Annotated in this window: 17 protein-coding genes; 2 read left to right on the top strand and 15 right to left on the bottom strand. The window is 37.6% G+C overall.

What is annotated here, in order from left to right; all coding sequences use genetic code 11:
- Positions 1 to 98: 98 nt before the first annotated feature.
- Both RUH74_RS16265 and RUH74_RS16260 read right to left on the bottom strand, forming a co-directional pair.
- Positions 99 to 1,058: a DUF2268 domain-containing putative Zn-dependent protease gene (locus RUH74_RS16265; RefSeq protein WP_313801844.1), complete on the bottom strand. Its 960-nt coding sequence runs from the start codon at positions 1,056 to 1,058 to the stop codon at positions 99 to 101.
- Between the two features lie 451 nt (positions 1,059 to 1,509).
- On the bottom strand, positions 1,510 to 3,153 hold the full coding sequence (locus RUH74_RS16260; protein WP_313801842.1) for a glycerol-3-phosphate dehydrogenase/oxidase: 1,644 nt from the start codon (positions 3,151 to 3,153) through the stop codon (positions 1,510 to 1,512).
- Positions 3,154 to 3,341: 188 nt separating this feature from the next.
- Between RUH74_RS16260 and RUH74_RS16255 the strand changes: the two genes are divergently transcribed.
- On the top strand, positions 3,342 to 3,905 hold the full coding sequence (locus RUH74_RS16255) for a glycerol-3-phosphate responsive antiterminator (RefSeq protein WP_313801840.1): 564 nt from the start codon (positions 3,342 to 3,344) through the stop codon (positions 3,903 to 3,905).
- On the opposite strand, the gene RUH74_RS16250 is transcribed toward RUH74_RS16255, so the two are convergent.
- The 8 genes from RUH74_RS16250 to RUH74_RS16215 all read right to left on the bottom strand — a co-directional run bounded on the left by RUH74_RS16250 (position 3,900) and on the right by RUH74_RS16215 (position 14,188).
- Positions 3,900 to 4,673: an HAD-IIA family hydrolase gene (locus RUH74_RS16250; RefSeq protein WP_313801838.1), complete on the bottom strand. Its 774-nt coding sequence runs from the start codon at positions 4,671 to 4,673 to the stop codon at positions 3,900 to 3,902. The genes RUH74_RS16255 and RUH74_RS16250 overlap by 6 nt on opposite strands.
- Before the next feature lie 21 nt (positions 4,674 to 4,694).
- A complete protein-coding gene (locus RUH74_RS16245; protein WP_313801836.1) occupies positions 4,695 to 6,389 on the bottom strand; it encodes an ABC transporter permease in 1,695 nt (564 codons plus the stop codon).
- Positions 6,386 to 7,522, bottom strand: a complete 1,137-nt coding sequence (locus tag RUH74_RS16240) for an ABC transporter ATP-binding protein (protein WP_313801834.1) — start codon at positions 7,520 to 7,522, stop codon at positions 6,386 to 6,388. Before RUH74_RS16240 ends, RUH74_RS16245 begins: the two co-directional genes overlap by 4 nt.
- Before the next feature lie 23 nt (positions 7,523 to 7,545).
- A complete protein-coding gene (locus tag RUH74_RS16235) occupies positions 7,546 to 8,577 on the bottom strand; it encodes an ABC transporter substrate-binding protein (protein WP_313801832.1) in 1,032 nt (343 codons plus the stop codon).
- Positions 8,578 to 8,858: 281 nt separating this feature from the next.
- On the bottom strand, positions 8,859 to 10,406 hold the full coding sequence (locus RUH74_RS16230) for a BCCT family transporter (protein WP_313801830.1): 1,548 nt from the start codon (positions 10,404 to 10,406) through the stop codon (positions 8,859 to 8,861).
- 160 nt (positions 10,407 to 10,566) lie between these two features.
- Positions 10,567 to 11,655, bottom strand: a complete 1,089-nt coding sequence (locus tag RUH74_RS16225) for a tartrate dehydrogenase (RefSeq protein ID WP_313801828.1) — start codon at positions 11,653 to 11,655, stop codon at positions 10,567 to 10,569.
- A 2-nt stretch (positions 11,656 to 11,657) separates the two neighbouring features.
- On the bottom strand, positions 11,658 to 13,106 hold the full coding sequence (locus tag RUH74_RS16220; RefSeq protein WP_313801826.1) for an aldehyde dehydrogenase family protein: 1,449 nt from the start codon (positions 13,104 to 13,106) through the stop codon (positions 11,658 to 11,660).
- Positions 13,103 to 14,188 (bottom strand): aromatic ring-hydroxylating oxygenase subunit alpha, encoded by a 1,086-nt coding sequence (locus RUH74_RS16215; protein WP_313801824.1) that lies wholly within the window; start codon positions 14,186 to 14,188, stop codon positions 13,103 to 13,105. Before RUH74_RS16215 ends, RUH74_RS16220 begins: the two co-directional genes overlap by 4 nt.
- A 372-nt stretch (positions 14,189 to 14,560) precedes the next feature.
- On the opposite strand from RUH74_RS16215, the gene RUH74_RS16210 reads away from it, so the two are divergent.
- Positions 14,561 to 15,916 (top strand): sigma-54 interaction domain-containing protein, encoded by a 1,356-nt coding sequence (locus tag RUH74_RS16210; protein WP_313801822.1) that lies wholly within the window; start codon positions 14,561 to 14,563, stop codon positions 15,914 to 15,916.
- 70 nt (positions 15,917 to 15,986) lie between these two features.
- Here the strand turns inward: RUH74_RS16210 and RUH74_RS16205 are convergent, their stop codons facing one another.
- From RUH74_RS16205 to RUH74_RS16185, 5 genes are all read right to left on the bottom strand, one after another.
- Positions 15,987 to 16,754: an ABC transporter ATP-binding protein gene (locus tag RUH74_RS16205; RefSeq protein WP_313801820.1), complete on the bottom strand. Its 768-nt coding sequence runs from the start codon at positions 16,752 to 16,754 to the stop codon at positions 15,987 to 15,989.
- A 38-nt stretch (positions 16,755 to 16,792) separates the two neighbouring features.
- Entirely contained in the window at positions 16,793 to 19,144 is a 2,352-nt protein-coding gene (locus RUH74_RS16200; protein WP_313801818.1) for an ABC transporter permease, read from the bottom strand.
- A gap of 133 nt (positions 19,145 to 19,277) precedes the next feature.
- The gene (locus RUH74_RS16195) at positions 19,278 to 19,925 is read right to left on the bottom strand and encodes a TetR/AcrR family transcriptional regulator (protein WP_313801816.1); all 648 of its coding nucleotides are present in this window, start codon (positions 19,923 to 19,925) and stop codon (positions 19,278 to 19,280) included.
- A gap of 182 nt (positions 19,926 to 20,107) precedes the next feature.
- A complete protein-coding gene (locus RUH74_RS16190) occupies positions 20,108 to 21,205 on the bottom strand; it encodes a sensor histidine kinase (RefSeq protein WP_313801814.1) in 1,098 nt (365 codons plus the stop codon).
- Positions 21,202 to 21,924 (bottom strand): response regulator transcription factor, encoded by a 723-nt coding sequence (locus RUH74_RS16185; protein WP_313801812.1) that lies wholly within the window; start codon positions 21,922 to 21,924, stop codon positions 21,202 to 21,204. Before RUH74_RS16185 ends, RUH74_RS16190 begins: the two co-directional genes overlap by 4 nt.
- Positions 21,925 to 21,953: the final 29 nt, after the last annotated feature.

The raw sequence follows: 21,953 nt of genomic DNA, 5'->3' as shown, positions 1-21,953 counted from the left end.
AGTGGAATATCCATAAAAAAAACATCTTTCTTCTATATTTTAGATCTTCCAAAACAATTAACAAAAAGTGCTCTGTTCTATTTAAATGTTACACCAGATTATTTAAGACTATACTCCGTACCATCTACAATATCCATAGCAGGAAGAAACGTCCAGTCTTCTACTGACATATTGGGATTTTGAGACAAATAACTCTCCATTACTTGGTAACCCATTTTATAATTTGACCATTGCGGCAAACCATCCGTTCCACTCCCAAAATGCAAATTTGTAATATCCTCTATTTTATATGAATATTTATTTTCCTTAATATAATTCCAAACGATTTCGCTTGTATCTGGACTAAGTGGTTCGATCCAGGGAACTGAGTAATTAGGGTAAATAATTTTTGTAAATAAATCCGCTTTTCCCTCCATAAGGACACTATCTAACAAATGATGGAGACGAGTATTATAATCGGAGAACTCCATATAAACAGCGTGATGATATTCATGTGCCAATATAGACTTTAAACTGTCCTTCGTAAATTGATACGGATCTAATTGGAGAACAATATTTCCCTTATCAGCAAATCCAGCAACCCCTTCCATATATAAAGAACTCTCGTCAGGATTATAAGGAATTAGATAAATTTTATAATCCCCTCCAGAAAGAATATCTGTAGAGTCTTTTAATCCCTCCTTAAGAATATGAATAATTTCACTATGCATTTCATTCAATTGATTGATATATTCATTTAACTTGCTAATACTCCTCGGTGTAGAAAAATGGATATTGCCGTTTAGCGAAAATTTATTTCCATAAACTTCATTACTTATTGGTGCAATCACAGTGTCATAGAAAGATTCATCTTTATTGGTATCACTACTTTGTTGCTCAGATATATAGTCCAAGTAATAACTATACGTAGGGATAATTTCAAATACTTGATCATTTACATTTACTATTTCGACAGAGTGGTTCTTACTATCAATTTCCTCTGTAATAGAATTTGCCTTATCATTTGAACATCCAAAGAGTATAAGAATAATAAAAATTGGTAAAAATATTTTTTTCATTTTCTTTGAACCTCCAGAGTAAAAATAGTTTTCTACAATCCACTATTTCAAATTGCATTAAAGACACTAAAGGTATAAATAGACATTTGGTACAAATAATTCCAGTTTATTAATAGTATATCATTAGATCCTATACTCAATGGCAATAAAAAGACTAAAATAAATAGAGTGAAAGCAAATGTTATCATTCTGCTTTCACTCTACATGGAAGTTTTGTTACTAAAATCTTTCGCTTAAAAAGGCTGGAAACTTTATTTAATAACCATTCGAGAATAGATCCGTTAATCATGTACTTCCCATACCCATCTGAATTATTATTGTCTTTCCAATAAATCATCACATTAACCTTTTTATTATTCTCATCAGGATAGTACAATAAGTTCTTTCTACTTTGAACGGACTACTCACGCAGTAGGATTTCCTATTTTCGATCATTAACAAACACATTCACTTACACTACTTGTTCTATTTCCATAAGCATTTTATCTAGCTCTTTATTGTTTCTTTCTACCAACTCTTTCTCCCAATTGAAAATACTTTCGAATTCCTTCATAATTGGCTTTCTCCATTTTTTTACCCATTCTATATTAAAGAGCAACGCACCTGTTCTGCGAACAAAGAAGTCACTAGCAGTCATAGTCATTTCATAATAAACCGAATACCGTATTAATAAGCGGATAAATAGAGGCAGCCCTTCCGTTTCTTCTATTTCCTCTGCAAGTTGGAAGAGAATCTCTGAATTTGTTCCATAAGTAGAAACTAGGCTATAAGCCTCTTCATGAGAAAATCCTGCACGAATAAACTCTTCCGTTTTTTCTTCTACGTAGCGCTCATAGTCTGACGGACGTTCAAATTCTCCTCCAGAAATGCGTAAAAGTTTTGTTATACATGGACCAATATTAGCTCCCCGTTTTTTAAAATCTTCTGCCACAACATCTATGATTTGTTCAGCCATTTTTCGATAGCCTGTTAACTTCCCACCCGCAATACTAATTAGGCCTGTCGGAGATGTCCAAATTTCATCCTTTCTTGATATTTCGGATGGTCCCTTCCCTTCTTCATGAATTAACGGACGAATTCCTGCCCACGAAGATTCAATATCCTTCATTTGAACTTGAACATCAGGGAACATATAATTAATTGCTTCTATTAAATATTGTTTATCCTCCAATCCGGCAATCGGATTTTTTAAATCACCATGATATTTGGTGTCCGTTGTACCAACATATGTTTTGTCTTTTCTCGGAATCGCAAACACCATTCGTCCATCAGGTGTATCAAAGTAAATAGCCTGTTCTAACGGAAAACTGGATTGATCGATAACAATATGTACACCTTTTGTATGAAATAAATGTTTTCCTTCGATGATTCGATCTTTTTTTACTAAAGACTCGATCCAGGGGCCAGTTGCATTAACAATCTTTGAGCCTAACACATTTATCTTCTTTCCAGTAAATTGGTCAACTCCTACCACTCCTATAATTGTATCTTTATCATAAATAAACGATTCAGCTTTAACATAGTTTAAAAGTTTCGCCCCCTTTTCAACTGCCTTTTTAGCTACCTCAATTGTTAAACGTGCATCATCGGTGCGATACTCTACATAATACCCTCCACCAATCAGACCATCCTTTTTTAGCAAAGGCTCTTTAGCAAGCGTTGATTCTTTACTTAGCATTTTTCGCCGATCCTGTTTTTTAACACCTGCTAGAAAATCATAGATTCGAAGACCAGCTGAAGTAGAGTATTTTCCAAATGTTCCATCTCGATAAATTGGTAGCAGCATCCACTCGGGATGTGTAACATGTGGAGCATTATTATAGACAATTTCACGCTCTTTACCTACTTCAGAAACCATTTTTATTTCAAACTGTTTTAAATACCGAAGGCCACCATGTACTAATTTCGTTGATCTACTTGAAGTGCCTCCTGCAAAATCCTGCATTTCAATAAGTGCAACCGACATCCCTCTTGTCACCGCATCTAAAGCGGTCCCAATACCTGTGATACCTCCGCCAATAATAACCACATCGAAATGTTCCTGTTCCACTTCCTTCATCCATTGCTCTCTATTCGTAAAAGAAAATTTACTCATTCTGCTCTCCCTTTCTAATATGACTAAATGAAAAAACCATACTTTAACACACCACTTTATTTTGTAGTGTGAAAAGTATGGTCTCTCATCTATTCTCTAACCAAAATTCTTTATATTTATTTTATTCTGAAAATGATATAATTGGCTTACTTATATTTACTTTTTTACATTAAAGGAGACTATTAAATATGAATATTGTTGACCTCGTAGAATCACAAATCATAGCTTCTGTTGTTGATGAAAAAGATTTAGACATCGCCTGCAGATCAAATCCAAACGTCGTGTTCTTGTTAACAGGCGACCTATTAACTAGTGCAGACTACATTAAAAAACTTCAAACTAATGGAAAAACGGTCTTTCTTCACTTAGATTTTATTGAAGGATTATCAAATTCAAAATCCGCTGTTGAATATATTGCTAAGAACTTGCAACCTACTGGAATTATTACAACTAAAAGCCATGTTGTAAAGTATGCAAAGGAATATGGATTAGTGACCATTCAGCGTATCTTCCTGCTAGATGCTGCAGCCATTGAAAAGGGGATTGAAATGGTTAAATCCTGTAATCCTAATGCAGTCGAAATTCTCCCTGGAATCATGCCAAAAATTATCGATCAGCTTGTGAATCGCCTGCCGCATCCAATCATTGCAGGGGGGCTCGTAACTGAAAAGAAAGAAGTGCTATCTGCTTTAAAGGCTGGTGCACTCGCAGTTTCCGCTGGAGACCACTCCATGTGGAACTATGATTTATAATTGATCAATGTATTTCACACTATCTAATATATGCTTAGGCTGGTGTATTGAATCTTCTAAAAGCTCTTTTGTCGTTATGCCAGTCATCACTAGCACGGATGACATGCCTGCTTCATTGCCCATTTTGATATCCGTTTCTAAACGATCACCAATCATGAAGCATTGATCCACAGGCATTTTCAATACTTCTTTTAATACATACTGTGCCGTAAGCTGTGATGGCTTTCCAGTCACTTGAAATACAGACTCGCCAGTCACAGCCTCTAACGCTCCAATCATCGCGGCGCAATCCGGAATCTCTCCTCCTTGAACAGGACAAGTACGATCAGGGTTCGTCGCAATAATTTTCGCACCATTCTTCCACGCTTGATAGGCATTATTAATTTTTTTATATGTGAATTCCCTATCCCAGCCTAACACAACATAGGATACATCATTCGGCTTGTCTGATAGCTGAATCCCCTGCTCTCTAAGTTCATCTAACAAAGGCTCTTCACCGATACACATCACTTTTTCGTCCGGCTGCAATACCGATTTTAAATAGAGCGCAGTAATATAATTCGAATTAATCACTTCTTCTAATTCCACTTGAATGCCTAAATCATTTAGTTTCCTAACATAATCAGAGCGCCTCGAGATGGATTTATTTGTTAAAAAAATAACTTTATCCCCTCTTTTTTTTAGACGGCTAATGGCTTCTGGCACTCCATCAATGACATGATCATCTACATAAATCGTTCCATCTAAATCAAATACATAGCCTTTCACCTTATGTTCCCTCCTTAATCCCTACAAGCGCTGCTTTTTCCCGATATAACTAGCAAGCCCTTGAAGCACCAAAACTAAAGCTACTAGTATAACTGACATAGCTGCTGCTGAATAGTACTCTGCTCGAAGGATATTCTGAAAGATCGCTAAGCTCATAGGTGCCCACTCTGGTGGTGCAAGTAAAATCGATATACTTGTTTCCTTTATCACAGTTATAAATACAAGAACGGACCCTGCCGCAATTCCTGGTAATAATAAAGGACCAATTACAGTGATCGCAGCTGTTAAAGGAGTCGCGCCAAGATTAATTGCTGCTTCTTCAATATCTTGTTTAATTGCCCGCATCGCACCCATTGTTGATCGAACCATGTAAGGAAGACGGCGAATGGTATAAGCAATAATTAATAAAATCGCTGTTCCTGTCAGCTGCAAAGGAGCCACATTAAATGTTTGGATTAACGCAATACCAAATGCTATACCAGGAACAACTAGTGGAATGGATGTCATGAAATCCATTTTTGCTGAATTTTGTCTTACAACGAAATATGAAACAAACGTAGCAATAATTACACTTAATACAAGTGCACCAATCGCTAGAACAATACTATTTTGGATATTTCCTAATGATGTTGAGAAAATAGTTTGATAATGTTTAAGGGTATAGCCTGAAGGGAGTAAATCCTTCCCCCAAGTTGTAGCAACCGACTGAAGCAATACAGAAAGCATAGCAAGCAGCGGCACGAGCACAATGATAAAAGAGTATACTGATAGTGAACGAGTCACTACTTTATTTGTAACCATTTTTTGTTGTTTCGGCTTTCCTGACACTGATCCGTAATTTTTCCCTTTTGTCAGAATATGCTGTAACCAGAAGAAAAGTGCAGCAACGATAATCATAATGACAGTTAAAATCGCTGCTCCTCCCCAGTTGAAAAATCCTGAGATTTCACGGTATGCTTCAACAACCATTAAATTTAAGTCTTTTGGTGCCAAAACGATCGGTGTTCCAAAATCTGAAAAGCTTACTGTAAATATTAACAGTGCACTTGAAATAATCCCTGGAATGGCTAATGGAAACGTCACGAATATAAAGGTGAACCAATTTTTCGCACCTAAATTGAGCGAAGCTTCTTCGAGTGTTACATCGCTTATCTTAAAAGCGGCAACAAGCGGCCAAAGCGCATACGGGAAAAAGAAAAATACTTGAACTAGAATGATTCCCGTCATTGAATAAGGATCTATCAGCATTCCTTCCCCGCCGAGCAGCTCATAAAAGTACGTTACCCAGCCCGCTCGACCGAACATAATAATGAAAGCATACGCTGAGATAAAGGTAGGAATAATCAACGGAATTGTACATAATGCTGAGATCGTTTTTTTGAAGGGCATATTTGTACGGGCAATTCCGTATGCTAATGGAATACAAATCAAGATTACAAGAACCATAACAATAAGAGCTAAAGACAGACTATTTTTTAATGAATCTAAGTAACCCGCATTTGAAAATATTTGCCGATAGTTTTCTAGATTAATTGCTTTTAGTTTATCGATAGTCGAACTGAAAACAGCTGGATCAGTAAAGGAACCAATAATATTAACAGGCTCATTTGTAAAGCTGATTAGAAAGACAGCTAGCAAAGGGATAATTAGGAAAAGTCCAAAAAAGACATAAATGAATATTTTCACTAAGGAGAGACCATTAAACTTTACCTTCATATGAGAAGTACCCTCCCATGTTCAATCGAGAGTTTTACCTTTCTGCCCTCTTCAAAAATGCTCGTTCCAGATGAGTATGTAGTATCTACAATCATTTCTTGATTCCCAACTTTCATGTCATATCTTACGGTTGGACCTAAATAAGTAGACATTACTACAATTCCTTCTAAAACAGTTACTTCCTTATTATTTAATGCCGTGTCATAGGGTAAAACTTGAATATGCTCTGGCCGAATAACAGCCTTAGCCTGTTTCTTCTCAATCGTATTTGTTGATTGAAGCAGAAAACTATCTCCCTTTAATGTAGTCAGTCCATTCAGTTGATTATGATCAACAACCTCTACTTCTAAAATATTCGATGTTCCTACAAAATCAGCAATAAACGGAGTAAGCGGATTACTATAAAGCTCGGTTGGCGTGCCAATTTGAACAATATTCCCTTTATCCATAACAGCTACACGGTCTGCCATGCTCATCGCTTCTTCTTGATCATGTGTAACAAAAATTGTTGTAATCCCTAAATCCTGCTGAATCGTACGTATCGTATTACGCATCGAATGGCGAAGCTTTTGATCTAGATTCGATAACGGCTCATCCATTAATAACACAGCAGGTTCCATGACAAGTGCACGAGCTAAGGCGACACGCTGCTGCTGACCTCCAGATAACTCACTTGTTAATCGTTCCGCATGCTGATCAAGCTCAACATATTTTAAAATTTTCATTACTTTTTCTTGAATATCTTTTGGTGTACGTCCTAGACGCTTTGATAATAATCGTGCATAGATGCCTAATTGCTTAACAGGATTACTTGCATTTAACTGCTTAATATTCAAGCTATAGGCAACATTGTCAAAAACATTCATATGTGGAAATAATGCATAGCTTTGAAAGACCATTCCACAGTTTCTGCGGTTAGCAGGGATTTTCTCAACTTCTTTATCACCGATTTTAATCTTACCTGATGTTGGATGCTCAAACCCTGCGATACAGCGCATTGTCGTTGTTTTTCCACACCCAGAAGGCCCCAGGAGAGCAAAAAATTCGCCCTCTTGGATCTCAAGGTTTATATTGTGGAGTGCAGTAAAATCGCCAAACTGCTTTGTCATATTTTCAATAATTACTGAACCCATTCATATTCCTCCTACGTTCTTACTTACTGAAACTTGTCCTTCCACTCATTACGCACACGGTCATAATTTTCATTTACCCAGTCAATATCTAAATCAACTGCAACCTCTTTTACTTTATCAATGGATAACGGCGTTTTAGATTCCACCTCTGGATTGATTGGGATATGATACCAGTCCGCCATAATTTGCTGTGCCTCTTTAGAAAGTAAGAAATCAATGAACTTTTTACCGCCTTCTGCATTTGGAGCTCCTTCAATTAATGTTGCTGGATTTACAAGGACTGGTGTTTTATCCGGTACGATAAAATCAACTGTCTCTCCTTTAGCCTTTTGCTCATAAGCCATGAAATCAAAGCCTATTCCAATATGAGCTTCACCCATTGCTACCGCCTTCGTTGGAGCAGATCCAGAATCCGGTGTGGAATTTGCTTGATCTACTAATTGCTCAAAATACTCCCATGCCTGATCTTCCCCTTGCCTCATCATTTGGTCCATAACCATAAGAGTTGCTGTTCCTGATGCCGCTGGGTTCGGGAACTGAATTTTCCCTTTCCATTTTGGATCTAATAAATCTTCCCAAGTTTTTGGTGCTTCTTCTTCAGAAACAAGCTCTGGATTATAAGAAAAACCAAGTACAAAAATTTCTACTCCTACATATTTGCCGTCTTCGTGCTTTAATTTGATACCGTTTTCAGTAATGTCCCAGTCAGCTGCAAAATCTGGGATATAGGATGCTAAAATGCCTCGTTCTACTGCAGCTTCAAACGGTAAAATACCTCCGCCACCATACCAGACATCGGCTTTAGGATTTTCCTTTTCCGCTAACATTTGATTGACTAAAACATTCGTTCCAGCGTAATGTACATCTACATTCCCACCATTTACTTCTTCATACTTTTTCGCTAGCTCTTTTGTAAAATCTGGTGTTTCAGGTGAATATAAGGTAATCCTTTTCCCATCTCCTTCACCGCTGCCTCCTGATTTTTCCCCAGCACATGCTGTTAACATGCTAACAGCAAGTAACATGGCCCCAGTGAACTTAAACATTTTTTTCATCAGAAATCCCCCTTAGATTTTTTTGGCAAGAAAAAAATGAATGCTAAATAGCAACACTCCAGGATTTCTCCGAAAGCGCTCCCATTTAGGCATTCATCTCAGGTTCTCTGCCTTTTTTATATTTGTTTATAAGTATAGTAGACAGAAATTAAATTAGCAATATAAAATTTACAAAATTTTAATTTATTAGAATTATCCATATTGCAAAAGATTTTTTCTAGTCAGACTTTTTTATATATAATCTTATTTAATTATATTGATACGCTTGAAAGGGGTACTTTTTATAATGCCTGTTTTTTTGAAGATGTTGGATTGCTCATTGGTTTGTTGCTTGTCTTGGAAGTATGGATTAGCTCCCCTTTAAGTCCTTTATAGGTTGAATAACACATAAATAGCATTAATATCGCAAGAGGGATAGAGGTGGCTACAAGTGCCGACTGCAGTCCCTGTAAGCCGCCTGTCACAATTAAAACTGCAGATACAGCAGCAATAACAACGCCCCAAATGATCTTTGTGAACGAAGCAGGATTGGGATTTCCATTTTCACTAATCATACCTAGTACAAAAATCGCTGAATCCGCAGAGGTAATAAAAAATATAATCACAAGCACCATGGCCAAAACACTTAAAAACGCACTCATTGGAAAGAATTCAAAAAACTTAAATAAGGCAGACGTCACATCGGAAGAAACAGCTTCTGCAATAGCTGTTTTGCCGTGATTTTGGATAAGATCAAGCGCCGAACCACCCATTACTGCGAACCACAAAAATCCGCCAATAACAGGAATAAAGACAGCCCCCATCATAAATTCTTTAATGGTTCTTCCTTTCGAAATCCTTGCAACAAAGCTCCCCACCAGTGGCGCCCATGCAATCCACCAGCCAAAATAGAATAATGTCCAGCTGCCAATCCATTTCCCCTGCTCCGCATTATACGGCTCCAATCGAAATGACATGCCTACAAAGTTTTGGACATAATCGCCAATTCCTTGTAAAAAAATTTTTAAGATAGATTGTGTAGGACCGAGGATCAACATAAATCCTAATAAAGCAAAGGCTAATAGCATATTCAAATTGGATAAGTGTTTGATGCCAGCCTGTAATCCAGATACAGATGAGGAAAGGTAGAGAATGGTTGTAATAGCAATGATGGCTACTTGAGTGTAAAAACTAACCGGAATCCCCCAAAGATCATGCATGCCGCTATTCACTTGAAGTGTTCCAAATCCTAAGGAAGTAGCAATTCCAATAACGATGGAAAGGATGACAATTATATTAATAAATTTTCCAAAAGCACCGTAAATTTTGTCACCTACCAATGGATAGAAAACTGAACTTAAGGATGATGGCAGTTTTTTTCTAAACTGGAAGAAGGCTAATGAAACGCCAACAACAGCATAACATGCCCAAGCGGAAACTCCCCAGTGCAGATAGACAGTTTGCATGGCAAGCTTGGCTGACTGCTCGGAATTTGCTTGACCAAACGGAGGATCTATATAGTAGGAAACAGGTTCTGCTACACCCCAAAATACGAGGCTGATACCAATAGATGCACTAAAAAGCATAGCAATCCAAGTAGTTGTTTTATATTCAGGGCGATCATCGTCATCCCCCAAACGAATATGGCCAAATTTAGAGATGCCGATATACATACTGAAAATAAAGAAAATAAAGGTGCTTCCAAGAATAAACCATCCTAAATGATTATAAATAAAATTTAGCGATGAACTCGAGAATGTCTCTAATTGCTTTGGAGCAAAAACACCCAAACTAATCAACAATAGGCTAAGTACCAAAGAAATATGAAAAACAGCTTTCTTGCTATTCATCTAACCACTCCTTATTCAATTGATTTTAGTACAGGGCTTCCTTTATATATGTAAGCGATTTCTAAAATACCAATCATAAATCGATTGAATATAGTTGTTAGTCAGAAATAGGATTGGCAACATATAAAAGATAGAACTTCATATGCTGCCAGTATACTTATTACTCTACCATCACAGATGGCATCAGTGAGCTAACAATCTTAGACACCCTATCGCCAACTTCAGCTGTCGATGCCGCTCCCTTCATATCCGGTGTTAGCACTTCACCTTCTAAAAGCAACTCTTCAATCGCATCAAGAACGAGTTGACCATATTTTTCATGCCCAATAAAGTCGAGCAGCTGACTTGCAGACCAAATGGCTGCAAGTGGATTGGCTAGACCTTTTCCGGCAATATCCGGTGCAGAGCCATGAATTGGTTCAAACATTGATGGGAAATTTCTTTCTGGATTAATATTCGCACCAGCTGCAAGTCCAATTCCTCCTGCTAAAGCTGCGCCTAAATCTGTTAAAATATCACCAAATAAATTCGACGTAACGACGACTTCAAATCTTTTCGGATCGGTAATCATCAACATTGCGGCTGCATCAACAAGATAAGAAGCCGTTTGGACATCCGGGAAATCTTTTGCAACCTCTTCGAACACTTGATCCCAGAATACCATTGAATAATTTAGGGCATTCCCTTTACTAATGCTTGTAAGTGATTTTCCTGCTTTCCTCGCTGTTTCAAACGCATAGCGGATCACACGCTCAGTCCCTTTACGCGAAAATACACCGGTTTGCAGCACGACCTCAGTTGCCTCCCCCTTGAATAACCAATCGCCGGCACCTGCATATTCACCCTCGCTATTTTCACGGATAAACAGCATATCGATATCTTCACGATTCACGTCTTTCAATGGGCATGGGGCACCTTTGATCAACTTAATGGGACGGATATTAATATATTGATCAAAGTTCTTTCTAATTTTTAACAGTAAATCCCATAGTGAAATATGATCAGGGACACCCGGGAATCCGACTGCGCCTAGAAAAATAGCATCAAAGTCTTTTAATCTCTCAACCCCATCCTCATCCATCATGACACCATGCTGGGAATAATACTCACAGCCCCACGGAAAATACGTATATTCAAAATGAAGCGAACCATCTAATTCGGCGATTGTATTCAACACTTTGATCCCTTCTTGAAGTACCTCAGGACCAATTCCATCCCCGGCAATCACTGCAAAATTATATATGTTCATTGCTATTCCCCTCGGTTCCAAACAACTAGCTTTAATTCTGTCATTTCTTCCACTGCATATTTAATTCCTTCACGGCCGGTTCCACTCTCTTTTACCCCGCCGTAAGGCATATGGTCAACCCGGAATGTTGGAATATCATTGATCATTACAGCCCCAACTTCCAGCACTTCACTAGCAAGCAATGCTTTATCTATATTTTTCGTATAAACCCCTGCCTGCAGACCGTATCTAGAATCATTCACGTATTCGATCGCTTCTTCAACAGATTTCACTTTATTAACAATAACTACTGGAGCAAACACTTCTTGGCAGGAAACCTTCAGCTTTGGATCTACATTTGTAATAATAGTTGGCTCCAATACACCCTCGTCTGTTAATTTTCCGCCGGTTAATACTTCTGCCCCATTCTGTTTCGCCTCTTCAATCCAGCCTAAAGCACGTTCTGTTTCCCTTTCAGAAATTAACGCTGAGATATAAGTATTTGAATCTAGCGGATCACCTATTTTTAATTGTTTTGCTTCCGCAGTAAACTTTTCTACAAATTCATTGTACACTTCTTCATGGGCGTAAACGCGCTGTAAGGAGATACAGACCTGTCCTTGATTCGAGAAAGCACCTGTTATATGACGGTCAACAACTTGATCAACATTCGTATCTTTATCTAAAATTACAGCAGCATTTGAACCAAGCTCCAATGTTGTTCGCTTTAACCCAGCTTTGCTGCGGATGGAAATACCTACTGCCGGGCTGCCAGTAAAGGTAATCATTGCTACACGCTCATCTCTAATTATCGCCTCTCCTACGATAGCCCCTGAACCCATCACCACATTTAACACACCATCTGGCAAACCCGCCTCTTTAAACAGCTCTGCAATATATAGCGCAGATAATGGTGTTTGTGAAGCAGGCTTTAACACGATCGAGTTGCCTGAAGCAATAGCCGGACCTACCTTATGTGCTACTAGATTCATAGGGAAATTAAATGGGGTAATTGCTCCAATCACACCAATCGGCTTGCGTACCGTATAACCGATTCTTCCAACACCGCCAGGAGAAGCATCGAAAGGAATCGTTTCCCCGTGAATTCGTTTTGCTTCTTCTGCAGCGAATTTATATGTTTCTACTGTTCTTAAAACCTCGCCTTTAGCAAATGCAATCGGCTTTGCGGATTCTTTTGAAATAACCTCTGCTGCTTCGTCAATTCTTTCTTCTAACAGCTTTACAACGTTTTCTAAAATAGCTGCCCGCTTATAAGCTGGCATTTTGGAGATCACTTGAAATCCTGAAACTGCCACTTTAATAGCATCCTTGGTCAATGTTTCATCTGCGAGTGCAACTTGGGCGATTTCTTCTCCTGAATACGGTGAGAATAGAGGAGCATACTCTGCCCCTTCTACATCTCCACCATTAATAAATAAATGCTTTTTCACTGATATTTTTACTTTTGTCATCGTCCTAACGCCTCCAATACCATTTCGTGAAATTGTACAATTGCCTTTTCAGATGAAGAGTAAATGCCTTGGTTAAAGGCACGTGAACGGAAGCCTACTTGCTCCAATTCTACTAATTCAACATCCTCTGCTCTTACTTGTTCAGCAAATGTTACTAAGTCTTGTTCTTCTTGCGTTAAGTTTTCATCTCTGAAAAAGTAAGTATAAACCCCTAAAGTAGTTTCGTGGTCAATTGGGACCATCTGAATCGTTGCCATATTTGCTGGACCTGGATAGATGGTCACCATCAGATTTGGCCATAACCAGTAGAACTCTCCTCCCTGGAACTCTGCTTCATTTAAGTCTGTTGTACCCATTTTTTTATCTGGTTTCACAACAGATGCCTGGACTGAATAGTTTTGACAGGTAATAATTTGGTAGTTTTTCATATCTAACGTTGCGATAAAACTTGGATGGGCTACATGGCAGTGGTCACACTCTAAATAGTTATCAATAAACGCTTTCCAGTTTGCTTTAATAACACGGGTCTTTTGGTTAATTCTCTTAAGCTCGCCTAAGAATGGGAACTTTCTTAAACGAGCAAAGAAATCACCGTACGCTTCAGCTAAAGGTGCTGCATGGTCATCAAGATTAACGAAAATGAGTCCCTCTCCCATTTCCATCCTTACTTGACGCAAACAGCGGTCGCTTACACAATGAGCATCTTCACCAGAAAAGTTTGGAGCCTTATTTAATTGGCCATCTAAATGGAAAGTCCAGCCGTGATAGCCGCAGGCAAATATTTTCTTTGTTCCTGAGTCAGCTTTTTCAAGCTTTGTTGCACGATGAGGACATACATTGTAGAATGCACGAACAACTTCATCTTTGCCACGTGTTACAAGAATTGGCTCTCCAGCAACTTCAGTTGTGAAAAATTGACCAACTTTTTCAACTTGGCTTACATGACCGACGAGCTGCCATGACTTTGCAAACACATCATTGATTTCCTGTTGATATACCTTTGGATCTGTATATAGATCATAAGTTAATGTTCTTTCGAATATTTTACCTGCCTTGTTTATCACTGGATTATAAGTTGCCATTGAAAATACACTCCTTCATTCACTTATTTTTTTAAAAGCTCATTCTTTTATTACACTAAACACTCCGCTTATTTCCTTCTTAAAAAATGAGTCAGAAACAATTCATCTCGTAAATCTATTTAACACTACAAATATAGTGTAAAGCGTTTACAGGATGCAGAATATTTAGTTAAATTAGAATAAGAGCATTTATATATAAAATAAATCTCTTACTGCACTTATTTTTAAATTTATGCAATTATCGTGCCAACTTTCAAAAACCTCCTATATCATTGGAAAGTGTCAATCTTTCTTCAAATTTCTCTAGGAATTTGAGTCGTTTTCAACTCATATGAATTAAAAACAACTCAATTAGAAAGGAGATAGAGCTCGATGTTAGATAAAATACAAATACCAGAAATTACAGGAGAAACATTAAGAAGAATTCTTGATCATTCATCCGATGAGATTTTTGTCATTGATAAAGATCAGCGGATTATTTTCGTGAATAGCGTGTGTGAAAAGCATTACGGTTTAAAGCCCTCAGAAGTTGTAGGCAAATGTAATATAGAATTACTTGAGAAGGGGTATTGGAAACCATCCATTGTTCCATTGGTTTTTGAACAGAAGAAGCCAGTATCCATCAAACAAACTACTTATATTGGGGCAGAATTAATAACAACGGCTGTTCCAATTTTAAATGAGGAAAATGAAATTGAACTAGTAGTAACTACCTCACAGGAGATACAAACCTTTAAAAATATTAAAAAGGGCAGAGAAAGTAATCCTGCCAGCATCAATAGCTCTACACCCATTACAAATTGCAGCAAGATGAAAGACCTTTTAAAGGTATGCGAAAAAATAGCCAAAGTGGATTCAACCATTCTTATTCAAGGGGAGTCCGGAACAGGAAAAGGGGTATTGGCTCATTACATTCATGAGATTAGCAAACGGAAAAATAAAACATTTCTAAAAATAAATTGTGCTGCCCTGCCTGGGGATTTGCTCGAATCTGAGCTTTTCGGCTATGCCGAAGGGGCATTTACCGGTGCCAGCAAGTACGGAAAAAAAGGGCTGCTGGAATTAGCAGACCAAGGCACATTATTTCTTGATGAGATCGGCGAGATGCCTTTATCATTGCAGGCAAAATTGCTGCAAGTCATCCAAGAGAAACAATTTATACCGATTGGAAAAAACGAAATAAAAAAAGTAGATGTTCGCATTATCGCTGCAACCAACCGCGATTTGGTAGATATGGTTAGTAAAAATTTATTTCGCGAAGATTTATTTTATCGTCTGAATATCATCGATCTCCATCTGCCACCCTTAAGGGATCGCAGGGAAGATATTATTCCACTGACCTATAATTTTTTATATAAATTTAATAAGAAATATGAGATGAATAAAATTATCTCACAGGAATGCTTAGACACGTTTTATTCATACTCTTGGCCGGGAAACATTCGTCAGCTTGAAAATGTCATGGAGAGGCTTGTTGTCACCAGCGACTCGATTATCCAAACCAGTGACTTGCCGGAGTTAATCACAAGGAATATCCGACCACATGCACAATACACACTCCCATCAAAGCTCGATGATGCCCTAGAACATGTAAAGAAAACATTAGTTGTTCAATCGTATAAAAAATATAAAAGTTCAAGAAAGGTTGCAAAAGATTTAAACATCAGTCAAACGAAGGCGGTAAAGCTAATTAGCCAGTATTGCGGAGGGATGGTGGGAAAAATTTAATTTTGAAAAGACCTGTCTCTTTATAAAATAATGCAGCAGGTCTTTTCGCTAAACGATATGAAGATGCTAGTTAGAAGCCTTGTTCTATTAACCACTTCATAATGCTTTCCTCTCTGTTCTTACTATTTTCAAACCTGCTATCGAATTTGCTCATTTTCTTCTGTGCAACAAGATTCCCATCTAACATAAACAAGACTCTTTCAGTTTTTGCAGCCACCTTAGCATCATGCGTAACAAGTATGACTGTTGTCCCTTTTCTGTTAATCTCTGTAAGAATTGACATAATTTCTACTGTTGATTTGGAATCCAGCGCTCCGGTCGGTTCATCTCCAAAAATAATGTCCGGTTCATTTATTAATGCCCTGCAAATAGCGACTCTCTGCAGCTGTCCTCCAGAGCCTTGAGTTATTGTATTATTTGCAAGCTTTTCAATACCTGTCATTTTCAATAGTTTCTTTGCTTTAAGATTTACCTCATGTTTATCGGCACCTTTTGATACGAGAGCAGGAAACATCACATTGTCGATCAGTGATAGATTCTTTAAGAGATTAATATCCTGAAAAATAAACCCCATGTTATTCAAGCGAATCCGCGCTAGTTGCTCTTCTTTCAGATTGGTGATTTCACTGCCTTTAAACTTTACACTGCCGGAACTTACTTTATCCATACCGCTTATATTATAAAGCAAAGTTGTTTTCCCACTTCCGGATGGCCCCATAACCGATACGAATTCACCTTCTTCGATTTTCAGGTTTATATCTTTTAAGATATGAAGCTCATGATCATTTCCTAATTTCACCTTTTTGTTCATATTTCTTGCTTCTACTATCAGACTCATTTATATCCCCCCTTGCAAACTAATAAAATTCACATCTACTATCTTAAAGTTACAGATAAATCATCTTTTACAGCTACTTTACAAGACACAAATATCGTCATACCAACTATTACAATCAATGCTAATGGACATAATAGCCAAGTCTGCCATGCAACATTAATTAATTCAATTTTTGCAGCTCCCATAAAAGTCATAGCTATACTTACTAGAATCTCTCCTAAATAACTGGAAGCGAATGCTCCAAATATGATTCCAAAGACGAGTACCGTCAACGTTCCTGCCAAATATTGATGACTAATATTCTTAGAAGTTAATCCCATACTTCGCATAATGGCAATCTGAGACATATCCTTTGATAATAACATCCGGAGGAATAGTACAGTAATCAATACAATAATCATGACAGCAATGGCAATCCCCCCTAATACCATGGTGTACATTTGTTTAATAATATTTCCAAGTGTCTGTTGTGTGTATTCTTTTATATCATTAACTTGTGCAGAGTCATAAGTATTCTGATAGTTGTTCATTTTCTCGTGAATATCCACACTAGGGGCCACATCCATGCTCACAATATACCAAAGAACGGCTTCTTTATTTATTTCAAGACTTGCATCTGCTTTTGCTGTTTTTCCGCCATTTGTAATATCTTGATAAATACCAGTAACTCTCAACTTCTTTTCTTTCCCATTAACCTTTACTACTACCTCATCCCCAACCCTCTTGTTTAATGCGTCTTTTGAGGCATTTGCATAAGATAGTGAGATTTCTCCTTTAGCCTTTGGTGCCCTTCCTTCAAGATATTTTAATGGGAATATGGAAAAATCCCCAATTTCAATATTAGTATAGTCCCATGAATCTTCCGTATTTTTAATCTGGTATGAACTTGTGACGTATGCTGCGTATTTCGCAATCTCGGAATCATTCTTTATCTCTTCGAGCAGCTTGTTAAAATCTTCTGTTATTGTATCTGTCTTTCGAAAATCAATTCTAATGTCGGATTTCTCAATGCCCATGTAAGTGGAAAATTTCGGTGAATTCATGGTGTTATAAAGATTGATAGGAAGTATGATAATAAATGTACATACGATAAAAATTAAGAACAGCAGTCTATATAGTTTGCGTCGTATCCAAACATCCCTAAGTCCCATATAGATATTGGTGCTAAACCATTTATTCTTATGCAGTGGAAAACGGTATTTACGGTTCTTTCCACGCTCCATCATATCGGAACGCAAGGCTTCCACCACTGAAATTTTATCGATTCTTTTCAGTACTTTCTTGCAGTACATGACAATCATGAAATAAAATATGATTGGAGCGATAAGAGAAAGTACATACTTCAAATTTCCTGATAAATCTGAGGATATATAAAGTTTCATATTACCGTTAAACAGATTAACAAGCGCAAAGGAAAGCAAATACCCGATTGTACCAGCTAGTACCGACATCATTCTATATTTGTTCAGATAAACCTTACTTATTTCCATTTTGGATATACCGATAGCTTTCATTACACCAATCTCTCTTATATCTTCATCAATTGTTGCTAAAAACGTAAGTCTAATACAGAGAAAAGCAATTATAATCAATAGAATACTGATTAGTATAATGACCATGGCCACAGCGGTATCTGACAAAGCATTAAATACCAGGAATATTTTCCCGTCTATTGCAGGACCGTTTGCTGGAAGTCCAGCTTCAATGTAGGCAGTCTGAACAGCCTGGGAATCTCCATTTTCATTTAGTTTGAATTCGATCAAATATTCTAGTTCCCCTACCTGCATTTTCCGCATATTATCATAATCAACTTGATTCACAACAAACCGTTTCGAAGAAGTAAGAGAAGAGTTCATCTCATAATCTCTTGCATAATCGGAAATGACAAACTCCTTTTCATAGTCTCCATTTTTCACTGTAATTGTTTCACCGATTTTTAAGTCATAATATTGCATGAAATAAATAGGAACCGCAACCTCGCCTTCCATTACCTCAAGCTTTTCGTTGTCTAGATTTAAGATGAAATCAAATTTTTCATTCTGAACAACAAATGAAATATCCTGTACAGTTCCCGCCATCGTTTGATTTTTGCCAAAATGAATATGCCTTCCATCAAGCGTCAGAAGAACCATTGTCTCCTGCATCGCAATATTCTCACGATGTCTCTCTGTAAATTGATCAATCCTTGCCTGATCAAATTCTCCAGAATGCATCTGTGTAATATCAGCTGGCACTGCACGTTCCTGTAATTCTGACATCGATTGAATCAAATTGGCAATATTGTTGATCGCGCTAGCTGCCAAAATAACTGCCATCGTAATAAATACAAATACTGCTGTCGTTATTATTTTGGTCCTTTTAAAATCGTTCTTTACAATCTTAAAAAACATCACTTTCCCCCTGACTTTGTATTCCTCTTCTTTAGTATCCAGATTATTGAGAGAGTCGTTCTAACTGCAAGCTCCCTTCATTTCCACCTTCTATTAGTAATTTCTATGTTTTTCACTAAAATGACACTATAAATTATTCATCATCATTGCTCTCTTCGCCACCAAACAGTTGCATGATGTACATAAGACTTCCGCTTTCTGTACCAAGCAGTCTTTCTAAGTTGAAAACAAACGCACGTATACGTGATACTCTTTCTTCATTCGTCATCTCCACCATATCATCATCAAAAACAGTATTCATATATGCCACAACCATCTCCATGCACTCATACGGGTACGGCGTATCATACAGTCCTTGCTCAATGCCCTCGCGGATAATACCTGCTAGTATCCCAGGAACGTTGTTAATGATGACCTTCTGTATTTTCTGATGCATAAGCGCGTTCTGCGGCTTATGCATGTGTTCCTTCATTTCCTCGCCGCTATCCCCCTTTACATTTAAAGCCATTACAACACCAATAATGCGCTCATTTACAGGTATACTCTTGTCTACAGCAACTTCCCTTGCTGCATGTAAAATACGGTCACCATAGCGGTCAATTAGCGCATCCATAATAGCCTCCTTCGACTGGAAGTGGTAATAAAGCGTTCCTCTTGCAATTCCGACCTTTTCTAGAATATCTTTTGTACTTGTGCCGTCAAAACCCTTCTGACCAAAGAGCTCCTCCGCTACATCAAGTATTTCATTTCTCCGTATCTCTGCACCTTTTACAACTCTCATTTTTACATCTCCTTGTTTATAGACCGACTGTCTGTCGGTATTATCATAACACACCGCCTTTATTTGTCAATAGGTTGGAAAAACAGGGAATATAAAACAAAACTAACAGGCCACTGAAAATTTCAGTGGCCTCAAACAAAATGGCATTTTTAATGGATCATGACTGATAAAACTTTGTTTCATTAAGAGATTGCATGATTTATGGGCAATGTGATTGTGAATTTTGTCCCTTGCTGTAATGAACTCTCTACGGTAATCACACCCTCATGCGCTTCAATTAAACTTTTCACAATCGCCATACCAAGCCCAGTTCCCTCAGATTTTTGTTCCGTTGTTGTGCCCCGGTAATAACGATTAAACAAATTTTGCTGTGTTTCCTTTGTCAAACCGATTCCATTATCTTGGATACAGATGATTAATATATTTTCGCCCTTTTCCAAGGTAGTCGTAATTGTAATAGGCGCTTCATTGTGAACTACTGCATTTATATATATATTTTGCAGTGCCCGTTTTAATAAGTGAGAATCAACTTCCATCATTAAAGCATCGAGTTCCGTATACATTTCAAATTGATGCTTTTGCGCTCGCAAATCATTGCTAACATCTGCAAGCACTTGTTGAATAAAAGTAACCATATTTTGTGCCGTTTTACGAATGGGCACAAATTGTGCACCCTCGAAACGTATGGCTAAATTTAAATCTTCCACAAGCTGCTCCATATGTGTGCCTTTATCATCAATTTCTTGAATAAAATTATGCTGCTCCTCTTTTGACCAATTATGATCCGGGCTTAATAATAGTTTTGAATATCCTTTAATATAGGTTAATGGTGTTTTTAAATCATGTGAAACTCCTGCAATCCAATCCCGCTTCACCTCTTCTACCTGCTCACGTTCGACCTTTGCTTTCTCTAGTCGTAAGCGCAGATCAGAAAGCTGTGTGATCACTTCCTGATATAATCGATAGCGAATTTTCAACTTCCCTTTGCGTGTATATATATTTTTTTGCTCTTGAAGAGCAGTAAAGTCCTCATGAGCAAGCTGGTTAATCCCTTTCATCACGAGCATTAAGGGACTGCCAAAATACCAGCCAAATAGAATGATGCATAACAGTGACACAATACCAATGACAATGGGCACGATCCACTCATATTCCTCGCCAGCAAGCCCTAGCTTGGGTAGGAAGAACTCCACAACAATGGGTATTAAGAAACCTAATAGCAATATCCAATAAACAAATCCTAATAATAAGTACCGAATAAAGCGGTGTTGAACTTTCACCTTGCATCACCTGTTGGAGGAATAAACTTATAGCCAATCCCTCGCAAGTTAACAATGATCGTTGGATTTTTCGAGTGATCGCCTAATTTTTTTCGCAGCTTGGCAATATGGATGGTGACCGTTTTTTCTTCTCCAAACACATCCTCTCCCCAGACACGTTCATATATCTGTGAGGTTGTAAATACACGATTTGGATTTTTACAAAAGAAATGCAATAGTTCTAATTCCTTTGCAGTAGCCTTTACTTCTTCCCCTTGCACAGTTAATAGCGCCTCATTTGGTGAAAATGAGAATATTTCGTATTCATAGCTCTTCATTTCTGATTGCACTGTCTTGGATTCGTACATTCGCTGTCTGCGTAAAATGGCACGTATTCTCGCCACCACTTCAAGTGGATTAAACGGCTTTGTAATATAATCGTCACCACCCACACTGAGACCTGTTAATTTATCAAAGTCACTAGAACGTGCACTTATAAATAAAATCGGCGCTGTCGTTTGCTGACGAATGGCTGAACATAATGCAAATCCATTACCATCTGGCAGCATGACGTCTAATAAAATAATATCGAATTCTTTTTCCTCTAGAGCCTGTAATGCCTCTTTTTTTGTTGATGCTGTTGTAATATGGGAGAAGTGCTCTCTTTTCAAAGTGATATTTAGCATTTTTAAAATGCCCATCTCATCATCTACAATTAAAATTCTTGCATGATCTGTCATACAATTTCCTCTTTTTATTTTCATTTTAG

Origin of the sequence: Cytobacillus sp. (genome assembly GCF_032154635.1) — a bacterium.
In the GTDB taxonomy this organism is placed as follows: domain Bacteria; phylum Bacillota; class Bacilli; order Bacillales; family Cytobacillaceae; genus Cytobacillus.
This window is presented reverse-complemented; position numbering and strand designations above follow the sequence as displayed.